Source organism: Umezawaea endophytica, from assembly GCF_025061645.1.
Classification (GTDB): Bacteria; Actinomycetota; Actinomycetes; order Mycobacteriales; family Pseudonocardiaceae; genus Umezawaea; species Umezawaea endophytica.
Window position 1 is genome coordinate 205,762 of the sequence record NZ_JANYMP010000014.1, and the last position, 14,277, is coordinate 220,038.

Genomic DNA, 14,277 nt, shown 5'->3' on the forward strand with positions numbered 1-14,277 from the left:
TTTGTCAAGGCGGGAAAGATGCCTTGACAAAGCGACCGTGAAGCTGAGGGCGCTGGGGATCGGGGCCACGGGGGAAGTGCGGGTGTCTTCCGGCTGGGTGCGTTGGTGGCATCGCGTGCGCGGGTGGGTTGGTGGGTGCGGGGGCTGGGCGGGCGCGAGTGGGCGGGTGGCCCGGTGGTCGAGTCTGGCTGTTAGGCCAGGTTTCTTAGGCCGTCCCTGATGCGTTCCAGTAGTTCGCGGGATGGTTTGTTGTCGATCATCGCGGTGCTGTGGTCCACCGTGACCAGGCCCGCTTCTATGGCGTCCGCGATCAGGACCCTGGCTGTGCCCAGTGGGGCGTTGAGGTAGGAGGAGATCTCCGCTACCGATTGCGGGGCGGTGCAGCAGAGGTCGCAGATGGAGAGCATGTCCTGGGTGAAGGTGGGGTTCATCGGGTCTTGTTCGTGCAGCCTGGTGACCGAGATGAGGGTTTCCAGGCGGAGGTCGTAGCCCTGGGTGACCCTGCCGTGGGTGCGGATGTAGGGGCGCACCACCAGGTCGTCGTCCGCCCATTGGGGGGTGTTGTCCTGGCTGTCGGGTTGTCTGGTGGGGACCGGTGGTGGGCGGTCCAGTACCGGAAGCATGTTGACCTCGGTGAAGGCTTCCCAGACCGCCGGGTCCGGTACCGGTTCCACCTCTTCGAAGGCCTGCCAGCCCGGTGGGGACAGCGGTTCCGGTTCCGGGAGGGGTGGTGGGGGTTCCACGACCGGGGCGCCCGCCCACAATGTCGTGGGGATGTGATTCGCCGCCGGGAGTGGGGGGCGTGCGGGTTCCGGTTCCGGCTCGGGTTCTGGTTCTGGTTCCTGGCGTGGTTCTGGGCAGGGGCGGAAGTCGTTGTCCGCCCACTGCTGGTAGTCGGGCCAGCCGCCGAACGACGACGGGTGGAACTTCGGTTGGCCCGCGCGCTTCTTCCGCCCGTGCGTGCTCATCGTCGGGCCGTTCCGCGTGGTGCCCTGGGCGTCACCGGGCGGCCGCCGGCGCCGGTGCGGAAACCCGTCCTCCGGTTTCCACCTGGTCGTCGCGGCCCTTGCCGAACTTGAGGAGTGCGGACGCCACGACGAAGGAGACCACGGTGGCGGCCGCCACGCCTGCGATGACGCTCAGGTGACCACCCTTCGGGGTGACGGCCATGAGGGAGATGATGCTGCCCGGCGACGGGGTGGCGATGAGGCCCGCGCCGGTCAGGGTGAAGACGAAGATGCCCGTCGCGCCGCCCGCGATGGCGGCCAGCACCAGGCGCGGGGCGGCCAGCACGTACGGGAAGTAGATCTCGTGGATGCCGCCGATGAAGTGGATGACCATCGCGCCGGGCGCGGTCGCGCGCACCGTGCGGTCGCCGAAGAGGGCGCAGGCGAGCAGGATGCCCATGCCCGGTCCGGGGTTGGTCTCCAGGAGGAAGTGGATCGCCTTGCCGTGCGCGAGCGCGTCCTGGACGCCGAGCGGGCCCAGCACGCCGTGGTTGACGGCGTTGTTGAGGAAGAGGATCTTCGCGGGCTCGATCAGCAGCGCCACGAGCGGGAGCAGGTGGGCGTCGACGACGATCTGCACGCCGTGGCCCAGCGCCTTGGTGGCGGTCTGCACGGCCGGGCCGATGCTGAGCAGGCTGACGATCGCCAGCGCGCCGCCGATGATGCCCGCGCTGAAGTTGTCGACCAGCATCTTGAAACCGGACGACACCTTGGAGCCGACGTAGCGGTCGAAGACCTTGATGCACAGCGCGGCGAGCGGGCCCATGATCATGGCGCCGAAGAACATCGGGATCTCGGTGCCCACGACGACGCCGATCGTCGCGATCGAACCGACCAGACCGCCGCGTTGGCCGTGGACCAGTCGGCCGCCGGTGTAACCGATCAGGACGGGCAGCAGGACCTTGACCATCGGGTCGACCAACTGCGCGAAGGTCGGGTTCGGCAACCACCCGTCCGGAATGAACAACGCGGTGATGAGTCCCCACGCGATGAATGCGCCGATGTTCGGCATGACGATGCTCGCCAGGTGCCCGCCGAGCCTCTGCACGGTGATCCTGGTCGGCCGCTTCGCGGGGTGATCTTCGTTGATCATCGGTTTCTCGCACTTCCCTCGGCGCTGGTCAGGGATGCGGACGGCTCGGGCAACGCGGGCGAATCTAGCGCCGTGGGTCGAGCATGGTCAATCGAAGATCGCGGAATGTTGCGCGCCCGAGATGACTTTCGGGAAAATCGTTGCACAGTGGGAAAAATTGGATAGCGAACACATGGATCGCAGGGGTTGACAACGTCGTTCCGACCCCTTTCCACAGGGGTGGGCAGGGGACTTCTAGGGGTGTCCTGAACGGACTTCGCGTTACTCGAAGACCTTGCCCGTGAGGTAGTGGGTGATGACCGGTCCGATCAGGGTTCGCAACTCCTCCTGGCTCATGGCCACGAGCGGCGGCACGCGCAGCACGTAGCGCGACAGGGCCAGCCCGAGGATCTGGCTGCCGACGAGCGCCGCGCGGTCGGCGGGCCGGTCGACCGCGGCGGAGCCCAGCACCGGCGCCACCTGGCGGCTGAACAGCTCCAGCATCTTGTCCGCGGCCACCTTGCTCGTGGCGGCGGCCCGCATCAGCGACAGGAACCCGGCGTTGTCCTCCCACACGTCGAAGAACCGCACCATCAGCACGTCCGCGACGGCCTCCGGCGCGAGGCCCGTCAGGTCGGGCAGTTCCATGTCGAACGCGGAGGCCTCGGCGAACAGGGCGTCCTTCGAGCCGAAGTAGCGGATCACCATCGCCGGGTCGACGCCGACGTCCCCGGCGATGTCGCGGATGGTCACGCGGTCGAACCCGTCCGCTCCGAACCGGACGCGCGCCGCGTCGAGGATCGCGGCACGGGTGGCGGGAGCGGAGCGGCGGCGGATCTCAGGCATGGGTCCAGGATAAGTCAACAGTCATTGACTTACCGCGTGAACCCTGCCACGGTTAAGTCACCAACCGTTGACTTGGAGGGGTCGAAATGGAAACCGTGGACGTGCTGGTGGTCGGGGCGGGCCCCACGGGCTGCATGGTGGCGGGGGAGGTCGCGCTCGCGGGCCGCTCGGTGGCGGTGCTGGAGAAGCACGAGTCGGCCTCCCCGCTGAGCCGCGCGTTCGGCGTGCACGCGAGGACGTTGGAGGTGCTGGACACGCGGGGGCTGGCGAGCGAGCTGCGCAGTACCGGCACCGCCTCCCCCGGACTGGCCCTCTGGCGGGGAACCGAGATCAACCTGACCACGCTGCCGTCACCGTTCCCGTACCTGCTGGTCACCCCGCAGGTGAACGTGGACACCCTGCTGGAGAAGCGGGCGACGAGCCTCGGCGCGCACGTCGTGCGCGGTGCCACGGTCACCAAGCTGTGGCAGCACGACGACGGCGTCGTGGTCAGGGCCGAGACGCCGGACGGCGAACGGGAGTGGAAGGCGTCCTACGTGGTCGGTGCCGACGGCGTGCGCAGCGCGGTCCGCGACCTGGTCGGGCAGCCGTTCCCCGGCGAGGTGCTGCTGAGGTCGATCGTGCTCGCCGACGCCCACCTGGGCGACCCGCCCGCGTCCGTCGTCACGGTGGACGTGGGCGAGGACTGCTTCGCGTTCCTCGCGCCGTTCGGCGACGGCTGGTTCCGCGTGATCGTCTGGGACCGCCGCAACGAGGGCGACCCCGCGTTCCAGGGTGACGAGGCGATGGTGCGGGACGTGCTGAAGCGCGCCACGGGCACGGACTTCGACCTGAACCGGATCCGGTGGCTGTCGCAGTTCCAGAGCGACGAGCGCCAGGTCGCGGACTACCGCACCGGCCGTGTGTTCCTGGCGGGCGACGCCGCCCACGTGCACTCCCCCGCGGGCGGGCAGGGCATGAACACCGGCATCCAGGACGGGCTCAACCTCGGCTGGAAGCTCGCGGCCGTGCTGCGCGGGGCCGACCCCGCGATCCTCGACACCTACCAGGCAGAACGGCACCCGGTCGGGAAGATGGTGCTGCGCAGCAGCGGCGCCACGATCCGGCTGATGACGGCCCACTCGTGGCCCGCCCGCACGTTCCGCCGCTACGTCCTGCCGTTCCTGCTCGGCCGGGAGAAGGTCGCCCGCAGGACGTCCGGGATGTTCTCCGGCATCGCCATCTCCTACGGCCGCGAGCCCGGCGACCACAAGCTCGTCGGCACGCGCGCCCCGGACGTCCCGCTGGCCGCGGGGAGGCTGTTCGAGGCGCTGCGCGACGGCGGGTTCGTGCTGGTGCTGGAGAACAACACGCCTGCCATCGACAGCCCGATCCGCGTCGAGCGCCGCCTCGACGCAGGCCCCTGCCTCCTCGTCCGCCCCGACGGCTACGTCGCGTGGGCGGGCGACAGCAGGACCGGCGGCTGGCGCACCGCGCTCCAACGCTGGACCAAGTGATCCGGGAGGACCTCGTGCTGGTCATCACGATCCGCTGCACCATCCGTCCCGAGTGGACGGACCCCTGGCAGGAACTGACGGAGGAGTTCGCCAGGGCGGGCAAGGCCGAGGAGTGCGACGTGCGGTTCCAGTGGTTCCGCTGCGCGGACGACTCGCTCCCCTCTCCACCTCGCTGAGGTACCGCCGACGTCGAAGGACTCGTCCTTTCCGAGCTTTCCGAGCGACCGGTCGATCCCGGTGACCGGGATCGACCGGGCTCGAACGGCTAGCGGTGAGCCTTCGCCAGCGCGGCCGAGACGACCTCGGCGCTCGCGGGCTGCGCGCCCGGAAGGCCGCGGTCGTCGGTCGCGGTGCCGGGCGCGAAGTAGATCACGCAGTACGCGGGCGCGCCGTTCTCGAAGCGCCAGCTCTCCGCGAGCGTGCCCGCGTCGTGCGCGTCGTAGCCGAGGTCGTCCAGCAGCTCCGCGACCCGCGTCTTGGCACCGGCGTCGTCCGCCGCCACGGGCAGCGCGCTGCGGTCCGCGGCGCCCGACGGCCGGGGCAGGTCAGCAAGGTGGCGGTAGTAAATGCTGTTGAACACCTTGACGACCTTCGAGGTCGGCAGGTGGGCCTGGAGCAGTCCGCTCGTGGTGGCCGAGCCGTCCTCCAGTTCCGCGATCACCCCGTCCCGTTCGGGGTAGTAGTTGTTGGTGTCGATGACGACCTTGCCCGCCAACGGCTCCACCGGCACGTCCCGATAGGCCTTGAGCGGCACCGTCACCACGACCACGTCACCGGCTTCCGCCGCTTCGGCGGGCGTGCCCGCCCGCGCCTTCGGCCCCAGCTCGGCGACCAGGTCCGCGAGCGTCTCGGGACCGCGTGAGTTGCTCAGCACCACGTCGTGCCCGGCCGCCACCGCCAACCTCGCCACGGTCCCGCCGATTAGCCCCGCCCCGATCAGTCCCACCGTCGACATCGCTGTTCCTCACTCGTCGTGGTGTGCGCCTTTTCTGGCTCACGCAGTCCACTATCCACGAATTTCTGGCTCGCGCAATCCAGAAATCTTGATAGGCTCGCGCCATGCCCCGCGAGCTGACGACCAAGGGACTCGCCACCCGGAGCCGCATCGTCGAGCACGCCGCGGCGGTGGCACGCGAGCGCGGCGTGGCGCAGACGAGCCTGGAGTGCGTCCGCGCCTCCGCGAAGGTCAGCAACAGCCAGCTCTTCCACTACTTCCCCGACGGCAAGGCGGCGCTGATGCTCGCCGTCGCCCGGCACGGGGCGGACGCGATCCTGGCCGACCAGGAGGCCCGGCTCGGCGGCGCGAACACTTGGCGCGCGTGGGAGGAGTGGGCGGAGGCGCTGTGCGCGCACTACGAGTCGCAGGGCTCCCGCTGCGACCTGACCACGCTGCTCAGCCAGCTCGACCCGGACAACCCCGGTGTCCAGGCGATCCTGGTCGACGTCTTCGACACCTGGGAACGCGTGCTCGCCGACGCGATCCGCGGCATGCAGGCCGTCCGCAAGATCCGCCCGGACCTGGACGCCGACAGCACCGCGCAGGTGGTCGTGGCGGGCATCGTCGGCAGCACGATGCACATGGCCGCCACCGGCACCACCGCCCGCCTGCGCACGACGATGCGCGCCACGCTCACGTCCCTCCGCGGCTGACCGGGATCAGGCGCCGGGATCAGGCTGAAGCCACGGCCATCACCGCCGCGGACGCCTCGCGCGCCCACGGACCGGCGAGGACGTGCTGGATCACCAGCAGTCGGCGGGCTTCCTCGTCCAGGTCGGCCTCACCCGACCAGCTCGACACGTGGTCGCCGCCCGCGTGCGGCAGGCCACCCGCCTTGGCCTGCCGGGCGACCTCCAGGAGCAGCGCCTCCAGCGCCAGGTCCGGCTCGGCCGCGCGGTGCGACTCGACAGCCCGCCGCGCGTCCTCGACCATCGCGGCGGAGACGAAGCCGTTCAGCTCCCACTGGGCGTCGCGGATCTCGATGACCCGGCGGTAGAGCCGCCGTTCGATGGCGACCACGCTCACCAGGTCGGCCAACCGGGTCGGCACGGGCCCGAGCACGTTTCCCGGAGCCGCGTCCGACAGCGCTTCCCACAGCGCCCGGAGGCGGTGGAACCGCACGAGGCGACCGACCAGCCCACCCACCCGCAGTGCCTGCGGGATCAGCGCGCCCACACCGAGCAGCACGATCGTGGACTCCAGCAGCACGAGCGGCACCAGCCCGCGGACCGGCCCCTCCAACGGGTACGGCAGGTCGAAGCCGTGCGCGACGACGTACCAGACGCGCACGCCGACGTAGGCCACGCCGAAGCAGCAGCCCGCGGCGATCAGGAGCGCGGAAGCCTTGAACCACGCCCCGACGGCCGTGAGCCTGCGCGAGCCGAACAGCACGACCGCGGCGGCGAACCCCGTTCCCAGGCACACCTGGAAGAGCAGGTGGTAGACGACGACCAGGGGCGACCGGGCCTCCCAGCACCCGAAGTCGAAGTGGTCGGCCCGCCTGGGGATCAGCACGAACAGCACGGCCATGCCCGCGAGCGCCGACGCCAGGACCCACCTCGCGCCGCGAAGCAGCCGCCACCCGGTCTCCCCCGCCTCGACCACGACCACCACGAGTCGCAGGCACGCCACCACCGCGAGCACGGCGAACACGTGCCCGACGAGGATCGACAGGTCGGGAACCCCGATGGCGGCGTCGAACGCGCGCCGCGCGCTGTAGCCGCTGATCGTCGCCGCCAGGGTGACGAACAGGAAGGTGAACGCGATCGACCGCCGCCGCGGCGTCCTCCGCTTGGAGACCAGCAGCCGGAGCGTCACCAGCCACAGGACCGCGATGGAGGCGATCCACAGCGGACTGGGCGCGACCCCGGCGGTGCCGGTCAGGTCAGAGCAGGTCATGCAGTTCGCCCGTCCGTCCACTCCGGCCGGAGCCCGGCCTCGGCCACCCGACCCGTTCCAGGATGAGCGCCGCCATCAGCTCGGCGGCCTCCTCCTCGGGTGTCGAGTAGCGGGTCCGCATGAGCACGCGCCGCACCACCGCGGGGTCGAGCAGCGGGAACAGCGACGCCGGGCCGCCGTCGGGGCCGTAGCCGACGTGGTCGCAGAGCAGGTGCCCGATCTCGTGCAGGATGATGTTCAGCTCGTGCATCGGGCTCGTCCCGCGGGCGTGGAACACGTGGTCCGAGTCGGCGAGCGAGAGCCACATCCCGCACGGCTCACCCTCGCCCAGCGGTGTCGGGAGGACGTGCAGGTACAGGGGGCGGCCACGATCGCGGGCCAGTTGCGCGCGGAACGCCTCGACGGAGAACGGGGCGGGGATCACCACTTCCGCGAGCCGGGCGCGCACGTCCTTGATCAGCCGCCGCACAACTCCCCCGCACACTCCCCGAAGCGGTCGCGCCTCGGCTGAACCCTACCGGTGTCAGGTCTCCTCGCTCGGCAGGCCTTCCACCGACCGCGCGTGCTCGACCATCGCCCGGATCGCGGCCAGCCCGTTCGGCGACAGCTCGGCCGCGCGCAGGGCCAGCGACCGCACCGGGTCGTCCCGCAGGGTCGCCAGCAACTCCAACTGGGCGTCCGCCGCGGATGTGTCGTCGTCCAGGAAGTACGACGCGGGCACGCCGAAGAACGACGCCAGCGCTTCGAGGTGCCGCTTGGTCGGGTTGTCCCGGATGCCCTTCCTGAGCTGCCAGACGTAGGTGTGCGAGATCATCGTGCCCTGCTCGCGGATGGCTGAGGCGACCTCTTCGTACGTGTACTCGCCCCGGTTCGCCGGGTGCACCGTTCGGAACAACCGGTCGAGGCGCTCGGTCAACGACCGGGGTTCCTGCCGCTCAGCCACCACTTCACCTCCACGCGGAGCCTAGTCGACCGGACACCGCTCTTGATCAGCGGTTGACAACGACGGCCCCTGCTTTAAACTCAGATTTACAGACAGGTCGCGCCTCGGCAACTCAGGCGGGCCAACTGCGGTCAGGGGGGTTCGGGGCGGGGGTTCATCTCCCCCGCCCCGGACATTTTTCCGCCCGATCAGCCGTCACCGCCCCACCTTCGTGACCACGACCGCGACCGGCACGCCGTCCCCGACCACGCCGGGGAACCCGCCGTCGACACCGTCGACCAGCACGACCCGGTCGGCCAGCGTCTCCCCCGCCAGGAACCCCCGGTGCGCCCGCACCGCCTCCAGCACGCCCTCCGGCGCGCCCACCGCCACCTCGACCCGGTCGGACACCTCGAACCCGGCGTCCCGCCGGGCCTGCTGCACCACGCGGACCAGGTCGCGCACCGTGCCCTCCGCGGCCAACTCCGGGGTGATCTCCACGTGCAGCGCGATCGTCACGCCCCGCTGGGACTCGACGGCCCAGTCGCTCCGGGGCACCTCGGTCACCAGTACCTCTGTGACCTCCACCGGCTCACCGTCCACGGTGACCACGACCGGTCCACCGGCGCGCAGCCGTGCGACGACCTCGTGCGGGTCGACCGCCAGCACGGCGTCGGCCACCCGTTGCGTGCGCTTGCCGAACCGCTTGCCCAGCGCGCGGAAGTCGGGCCGCACCCGGACGTCCACGACCTCGCCGGACAGGGGCTCGAAGCGCTTCACGTTCAGCTCGGCGGCGACGTCGTCCAGCAGGTCGCGCGGCAGGTCGACGGGCAGGCCGACCAGCGCCCGGCCGAGCGGCTGCCGGACCCGCACCCCGCTGCTCTTGCGCGCGGCCCGGCCCGCTTCGGCCAGCGCCCTGGCCACGCGGACGTGCTCGGCCAGCACGGGATCGATCAGCGCCGGGTCGGCGACGGGCCAGGTGGCGAGGTGCACCGACTCCGGCGCGTCGGGCGTGCCGGGGCGGACGGCCCGCCGCCAGACCTCCTCGGTGATGAACGGGACGATCGGGGCGAGCAGGCGGGTCAGGACGTCCAGGCACTCGTGCAGCGTGGCGAGCGCGTCCCGGTCGGCGGCCCAGAACCGCTGGCGCGAGCGCCGCACGTACCAGTTCGACAGGTCGTCGACGAAGTCCGCCAGCAGCCGTCCGGCCCCGGCGGTGTCGTAGTCCTCCAGCCTCTCGTCCACGTCGCGGGCGAGCCTGTGCACCTCGCCCAGCACCCACCGGTCCAGCACCGGACGGGCCGCGACCGGGTTGGCGGGCCCCCACTCCGTCGCGTAGAGGGTGAAGAAGGACGCGGTGTTCCAGTACGTCATCAGGGTGCGGCGGACGACCTCCTCCAGCGGCCCCGGTCCGACCCGGCGGGCCGACCACGGGGAGCCGGAGCACGCCATGAACCAGCGCAGCGCGTCGGCGCCGTGGGCGTCCATCAGCGGGATCGGCTCCAGGACGTTGCCGAGGTGCTTGCTCATCTTGCGGCCGTCCTCGGCCACGATGTGGCCGAGGACCACGACGTTCTCGTACGGCGACCGGTCGAACACCAGCGTGCCGACGGCCATCAGCGTGTAGAACCAGCCCCTGGTCTGGTCGACGGCCTCGGCGATGTACCGGGCCGGGAACGCCCGCTCGAACTCCTCGGCGCTGCCGGGCACGTGCGGGTAGCCGAACTGGGCGAACGGCATCGAGCCGGAGTCGAACCAGGCGTCGACGACCTCTGGCACGCGGGTCGCCGTCGAGCCGCACGTCGGGCAGTCGAAGGTGACGGCGTCGACGAACGGCCGGTGCGGGTCGAGCGCGGACAGGTCCGCGCCTGCCAGCGCGCCCAGTTCGGCGCGGGAGCCGACGACCGCCACGTGCCCGTCGGGGCACCGCCACAGCGGCAGCGGCGTGCCCCAGTAGCGGGAGCGGGACAGGGCCCAGTCGACGTTGTTCGCCAGCCAGTCGCCGTACCGGCCGTGCTTGACGTGCTCGGGGTACCAGGTGGTGGCCTCGTTCTCCCGCCGGAGCGCGTCGCGGATCGCGGTCGTGCGGATGTACCAGGCCTGCTGGGCGTAGTGCAGCAGCGGCGTGTGGCAGCGCCAGCAGTGGGGGTAGCTGTGCTCGTACGGCTCGGAGCGGAACAGCAGCCCCCGCTCCCCCAGGTCCGCGACCAGCACCGGGTCGGCGTCCTTGAAGAACACCCCGCCGACCACCGGCACCCCGGCGAGGAACCGGCCGTCGCCGCCGATCGGGTTGACCACCGGCAGGCCCGCCGCGCGGCACGCCTCCAAGTCCTCCGCGCCGAACGCGGGCGCCAGGTGCACCAGGCCGGTGCCGTCGTCGGTCGTCACGTGGTCGGCCGCCACGACGACGTGCGCGTCCGGGATCTCGACCAGGTCGAACGGCCGCCGGTAGCTCCTCCCCACCAGCTCGGACCCCGGCACGGTGGCCACCCGCTCGAACTCGCCCAGCACCCGCGCGGCCAGTGGTTCCGCGACCACGAACACCCCGCGGTCGGTGCGGGCCACGACGTAGTCGACGTCCGGGCGGACCGCGACGGCGGTGTTGGACACCAGCGTCCACGGCGTGGTCGTCCACACCAGCAGGTCCACCCCGGCCAGGTCCCCCACCAGCGGGAAGCGCACGGTCACCGACGGGTCGACGACGGTCTCGTAGCCCTGGGCGACCTCGTGGTCGGACAGCGCGGTGCCGCACCGGGCGCAGTACGGCGCGACCCGGTGGTCCTCGACCAGCCTGCCGTCGCGGAAGATCCGCTGGAGCGCCCACCAGACGCTGTCGACGTACTCCGGCGACATCGTCCGGTACGCGTGGTCGAGGTCGATCCAGTAGCCCATGCGCTCGGTCATCGCCTCGAACTCGCCGACGTGCCGCAGCACGGACTCGCGGCAGCGCGCGGTGAACTCGGCGACGCCGACCCGTTCGACGTCGAGCTTGCCGCTGAGCCCCATCTCCTTCTCCACGGCCAGTTCCACCGGCAGCCCGTGGCAGTCCCAGCCCGCGCGGCGCGGCACCGAGTAGCCCTTCATCGTGCGGTAGCGCGGGAAGACGTCCTTGAACACCCGCGCTTCGACGTGGTGGGTGCCCGGCGAGCCGTTGGCGGTCGGCGGGCCCTCGTAGAACACCCAGCGCGGACCGGTCTCGGTGCGCCGCAGGCTCTCGGCGAACACGTCGTTCTCCCGCCACCACGCGATGACGCGGCGTTCCAGCGCGGGCAGGTCCACCCTGGCGGGCAGGGGGCTGAAGGGTGAGGTCCCCGGCACGGCTCCTCCTCGGGCTCGTCGCTCGCGTGTGGACGGCTCGCGCCGCCCGCACGGGGACGAAGACCGGGTTCCCGCACCCGGCACCCCGCGGTACCACCCCGCTTGCGCCCGTCGGGGCGCCACTCGTCTCGACGGCTGTGACGGGCCTGCCCCGTCCGGTTCTACTGAGGCCTCGCGGCCCGTTCTCCCGGAGGCTCCCCGGTGATGGCCGGATCGGTGCCTGTGCCGCGAACGGTAGCCGAGGGGAACCGCGCACCGACATCGATTTCCCAGCCACTGCTCGGCGAGCAGTGGCTGACCGGGCACTGGTCGCGTTCACTTCGAGGCGGAAGCCTTGCGGTGGCGGCCGACTCGGGCCGCCGCGAACGGAGGAGCGCACGATGGGTGCGAAGTGGACGAACGCCGACATCCCCGACCAGACCGGGCGGACCGTCGTGATCACGGGCGCCACCAGCGGGATCGGGCTGATCACCGCGCGCGAGCTGGCGGGGGCGGGCGCCCGCGTGGTGCTGGCGGTGCGCGACCCGGCCAAGGGCCGCGCCGTCGCCGCCACCCTGCCAGGGCGCACGGAGGTGCGGGAGCTCGACGTGAGCCGCCTGCGGTCGGTGCGGGAGTTCGCGGAGGCGTGGCGCGGGCGGATCGACGTTCTGGTCAACAACGCCGGGATCATGCAGGTGCCCGAGGCGCGGACCGAGGACGGGTTCGAGCTGCAAACCGCGACGAACTTCCTCGGCCCGTTCGCGTTGACCACCCTGCTGCTGCCGCACGTGACCGACCGCGTCGTCACGGTGTCCTCGCAGCTCCACCGGATCAGCCGGATCGACCTGACCGACCTCGCCTGGGCGTCGCGGAAGTACGACGACCTGAGGACGTACGCCGACTCGAAGCTCGCCGTCCTGCTGTTCACGCTGGAGCTCCAGCGCAGGCTCGCCGAGGCGGGCAGTCCGGTGCGCTCGCTGGCGGCGCACCCCGGCATCGCCACGACGAACCTCGTCGCGCACCGCGGCCGGTCGGCCACGCCGTTCTCGTTCCTGCTCAACGACCCGGAGCACGGTGCCCTGCCGACGTTGTTCGCCGCCACGCAGGACGTGCCGGGCGGGTCCTACGTCGGACCGGACGGCGTGGGCGGCGTCAAGGGCCACCCGAAGATCGGCACGCCGTCCCGACGCGCTCGCGACCCGAGGCTCGCGCGGGAACTGTGGGACGTCGCGAGCAGGCTCACCACCGCCGATACCGCTACCCGAGCACCGCAGTCAGGGAAGTGACCATGGAGTACGCCGAGCTGTCCGACTTCCTCCGCAAGCGCCGGGAGGCCCTGCAACCCGAGGACGTCGGGCTGCCGCGCGGCGCCCGCCGCCGCACGCCCGGCCTGCGCCGGGAGGAGGTGGCGGCGCTCGCCGCGATGTCGACCGACTACTACAGCCGCCTCGAAGGCGGGCGCGGTCCGCAGCCGTCCGAGCCGATGCTGTCGGCGATCAGCCGGGCGCTGCACCTCACGCTCGCCGAGCGCGACCACCTGTTCATCCTGGCGGGGCACGGCGTCCCGGTGCGCGCGGCGCGCGCGGACCACGTCAGCCCCGGCCTGCTGCGGATCGTGGACCGGCTGGAGGACACCCCCGCCGTCGTGCTCAACGGGCTGGCCGAGTCGCTCGTGCAGACCAGGGCGCACATCGCGCTGGAGGGCGACCACGGCGTGTTCACCGGCCAGGCGCGCAGCGCGGTCCACCGCTGGTTCACCGGCGACCGCGCGCTGTACCCGGAGTCGGCCCACGCGGGCCACGGCCGTGTCCTGGTGTCCAAGCTCCGGTCGACCTACGCCGTCGACGGCCCCCGGTCCCGCGCGGGCGCGCTGGTGAACTCCTTGCGCGAGACCAGTCCCGAGTTCGCGGCGCTGTGGGAGGAGCACGAGGTCGGCGTGCGGTACGACGACACCAAGAGGTTCCTGCACCCGGAGGTCGGCGAGCTGGAGCTGCACTGCCAGGTGCTGCACGACGTCGACCAGCAGCAGGCGCTGCTCGTGTTCACCGCCACCCCCGGCACGCCGAGCCACGAGAGGCTGCGGCTGCTCGCGGTGCTCGGCGGCCAGCGGCTCGCCGCGGACCGGGGGTGACCGGCGCTACCGGCACGGCAGGAGCGCGTGGATGACGCGGGCCGCGCGGGCCGCGTCCGGTTCGTCGCCGGTGATCAGGCTGAGGTAGACGTAGGACTCCATGATCCGCACCAGCACGTACGGCAGGTCGGTGTCGGGGACGGTGCTGTGCAGGCGGCCCGCGAGCCGGTCGACGTCCACGACCTCGGCGACCAGGTCGACCAGCCGCTGCTGGAAGTCGCTCGCCTTGGTCGTGAGCAGCTTGAGCGCCAGGTCGCCCTCGCGTTCCAGGAACACCCGCATGCCGGAGTTCGTCATCGACGCCTCCGCCGCGCCGGTGACGACGTCGGCCGCCGTCCCTCCCGCCGCGCGCAGGCGGCGGATGGTCTTGTCGATCATCGACCACAGCACCTCGGCGATCAGGTGCTCCCGCGAGCCGACCCAGCGGTAGAGCGTCGCCCGGTCGACCCCCAGCACCGCGGCCAGCCCCCGCATGTCGATCCGTTGCCCCGCCTGGAACATCCGGGTCGCCTCGGCGAGCGCGTCCAGCGCTGTCGGCCGCGGCGGACAGCCCGTCAACTGCCGTCGCAACGGCGTGCCTCTCATCGTGGAACCCCCTGTTGACACGATC

Annotated in this window: 14 protein-coding genes; 5 read left to right on the top strand and 9 right to left on the bottom strand. The window is 71.6% G+C overall.

What is annotated here, in order from left to right:
* Nucleotides 1-191: 191 nt before the first annotated feature.
* The 3 genes from NZH93_RS27720 to NZH93_RS27730 form a co-directional block, all read right to left on the bottom strand.
* A complete protein-coding gene (locus tag NZH93_RS27720; protein WP_259626147.1) occupies nucleotides 192-968 on the bottom strand; it encodes a DUF742 domain-containing protein in 777 nt (258 codons plus the stop codon).
* Between the two features lie 31 nt (nucleotides 969-999).
* Nucleotides 1,000-2,100, bottom strand: a complete 1,101-nt coding sequence (gene mtlA, locus NZH93_RS27725) for a mannitol-specific PTS transporter subunit IIC (protein ID WP_259626148.1) — start codon at nucleotides 2,098-2,100, stop codon at nucleotides 1,000-1,002.
* 261 nt (nucleotides 2,101-2,361) lie between these two features.
* Complete coding sequence (locus NZH93_RS27730) at nucleotides 2,362-2,925, bottom strand: TetR/AcrR family transcriptional regulator (RefSeq protein WP_259626149.1); 564 nt, start codon at nucleotides 2,923-2,925, stop codon at nucleotides 2,362-2,364.
* An 86-nt stretch (nucleotides 2,926-3,011) separates the two neighbouring features.
* On the opposite strand from NZH93_RS27730, the gene NZH93_RS27735 reads away from it, so the two are divergent.
* Both NZH93_RS27735 and NZH93_RS27740 read left to right on the top strand, forming a co-directional pair.
* Nucleotides 3,012-4,421, top strand: a complete 1,410-nt coding sequence (locus tag NZH93_RS27735; protein WP_259626150.1) for an FAD-dependent monooxygenase — start codon at nucleotides 3,012-3,014, stop codon at nucleotides 4,419-4,421.
* Nucleotides 4,418-4,597, top strand: coding sequence for a hypothetical protein (locus NZH93_RS27740; protein WP_259626151.1), 180 nt, complete (start codon nucleotides 4,418-4,420; stop codon nucleotides 4,595-4,597). Before NZH93_RS27735 ends, NZH93_RS27740 begins: the two co-directional genes overlap by 4 nt.
* Nucleotides 4,598-4,686: 89 nt before the next feature.
* Here NZH93_RS27740 and NZH93_RS27745 read toward each other — a convergent pair whose 3' ends face one another.
* Nucleotides 4,687-5,376 (bottom strand): NADPH-dependent F420 reductase, encoded by a 690-nt coding sequence (locus tag NZH93_RS27745; RefSeq protein ID WP_259626152.1) that lies wholly within the window; start codon nucleotides 5,374-5,376, stop codon nucleotides 4,687-4,689.
* 104 nt (nucleotides 5,377-5,480) lie between these two features.
* Between NZH93_RS27745 and NZH93_RS27750 the strand changes: the two genes are divergently transcribed.
* The gene (locus NZH93_RS27750; RefSeq protein ID WP_259626153.1) at nucleotides 5,481-6,071 is read left to right on the top strand and encodes a TetR/AcrR family transcriptional regulator; all 591 of its coding nucleotides are present in this window, start codon (nucleotides 5,481-5,483) and stop codon (nucleotides 6,069-6,071) included.
* A gap of 19 nt (nucleotides 6,072-6,090) precedes the next feature.
* Here NZH93_RS27750 and NZH93_RS27755 read toward each other — a convergent pair whose 3' ends face one another.
* The 4 genes from NZH93_RS27755 to ileS all read right to left on the bottom strand — a co-directional run bounded on the left by NZH93_RS27755 (nucleotide 6,091) and on the right by ileS (nucleotide 11,557).
* Nucleotides 6,091-7,317 carry an MAB_1171c family putative transporter gene (locus tag NZH93_RS27755; protein WP_259626154.1) on the bottom strand — a complete coding sequence of 409 codons (1,227 nt, stop codon included), beginning with the start codon at nucleotides 7,315-7,317 and terminating at the stop codon, nucleotides 6,091-6,093.
* On the bottom strand, nucleotides 7,304-7,786 hold the full coding sequence (locus NZH93_RS27760; protein WP_259626155.1) for a hypothetical protein: 483 nt from the start codon (nucleotides 7,784-7,786) through the stop codon (nucleotides 7,304-7,306). Before NZH93_RS27760 ends, NZH93_RS27755 begins: the two co-directional genes overlap by 14 nt.
* Nucleotides 7,787-7,840: 54 nt before the next feature.
* The gene (locus tag NZH93_RS27765) at nucleotides 7,841-8,260 is read right to left on the bottom strand and encodes an XRE family transcriptional regulator (protein ID WP_308214247.1); all 420 of its coding nucleotides are present in this window, start codon (nucleotides 8,258-8,260) and stop codon (nucleotides 7,841-7,843) included.
* A gap of 195 nt (nucleotides 8,261-8,455) precedes the next feature.
* Nucleotides 8,456-11,557 carry an isoleucine--tRNA ligase gene (gene ileS, locus NZH93_RS27770; RefSeq protein WP_259626157.1) on the bottom strand — a complete coding sequence of 1,034 codons (3,102 nt, stop codon included), beginning with the start codon at nucleotides 11,555-11,557 and terminating at the stop codon, nucleotides 8,456-8,458.
* Nucleotides 11,558-11,937: 380 nt separating this feature from the next.
* Here ileS and NZH93_RS27775 point away from each other — a divergent pair, with 380 nt between their 5' ends.
* Together NZH93_RS27775 and NZH93_RS27780 are read left to right on the top strand one after the other, a co-directional pair.
* Nucleotides 11,938-12,822, top strand: a complete 885-nt coding sequence (locus tag NZH93_RS27775; RefSeq protein WP_259626158.1) for an oxidoreductase — start codon at nucleotides 11,938-11,940, stop codon at nucleotides 12,820-12,822.
* Between the two features lie 2 nt (nucleotides 12,823-12,824).
* Nucleotides 12,825-13,667 (top strand): helix-turn-helix transcriptional regulator, encoded by an 843-nt coding sequence (locus NZH93_RS27780; RefSeq protein ID WP_259626159.1) that lies wholly within the window; start codon nucleotides 12,825-12,827, stop codon nucleotides 13,665-13,667.
* 6 nt (nucleotides 13,668-13,673) lie between these two features.
* Here the strand turns inward: NZH93_RS27780 and NZH93_RS27785 are convergent, their stop codons facing one another.
* Entirely contained in the window at nucleotides 13,674-14,252 is a 579-nt protein-coding gene (locus NZH93_RS27785) for a QsdR family transcriptional regulator (RefSeq protein ID WP_259626160.1), read from the bottom strand.
* Nucleotides 14,253-14,277 lie beyond the last annotated feature (25 nt).

Coding starts and splice junctions, on each gene's coding strand:
- NZH93_RS27730 (WP_259626149.1), bottom strand. CDS start 2,925: ATGCCTGAGATCCGCCGCCGCTCCGCTCCCGCCACCCGTGCCGCGATC.
- NZH93_RS27735 (WP_259626150.1), top strand. CDS start 3,012: ATGGAAACCGTGGACGTGCTGGTGGTCGGGGCGGGCCCCACGGGCTGC.
- NZH93_RS27755 (WP_259626154.1), bottom strand. CDS start 7,317: ATGACCTGCTCTGACCTGACCGGCACCGCCGGGGTCGCGCCCAGTCCG.
- NZH93_RS27775 (WP_259626158.1), top strand. CDS start 11,938: ATGGGTGCGAAGTGGACGAACGCCGACATCCCCGACCAGACCGGGCGG.
- NZH93_RS27780 (WP_259626159.1), top strand. CDS start 12,825: ATGGAGTACGCCGAGCTGTCCGACTTCCTCCGCAAGCGCCGGGAGGCC.
- NZH93_RS27785 (WP_259626160.1), bottom strand. CDS start 14,252: ATGAGAGGCACGCCGTTGCGACGGCAGTTGACGGGCTGTCCGCCGCGG.
- NZH93_RS27720 (WP_259626147.1), bottom strand. CDS start 968: ATGAGCACGCACGGGCGGAAGAAGCGCGCGGGCCAACCGAAGTTCCAC.
- mtlA (WP_259626148.1), bottom strand. CDS start 2,100: ATGATCAACGAAGATCACCCCGCGAAGCGGCCGACCAGGATCACCGTG.
- NZH93_RS27745 (WP_259626152.1), bottom strand. CDS start 5,376: ATGTCGACGGTGGGACTGATCGGGGCGGGGCTAATCGGCGGGACCGTG.
- NZH93_RS27750 (WP_259626153.1), top strand. CDS start 5,481: ATGCCCCGCGAGCTGACGACCAAGGGACTCGCCACCCGGAGCCGCATC.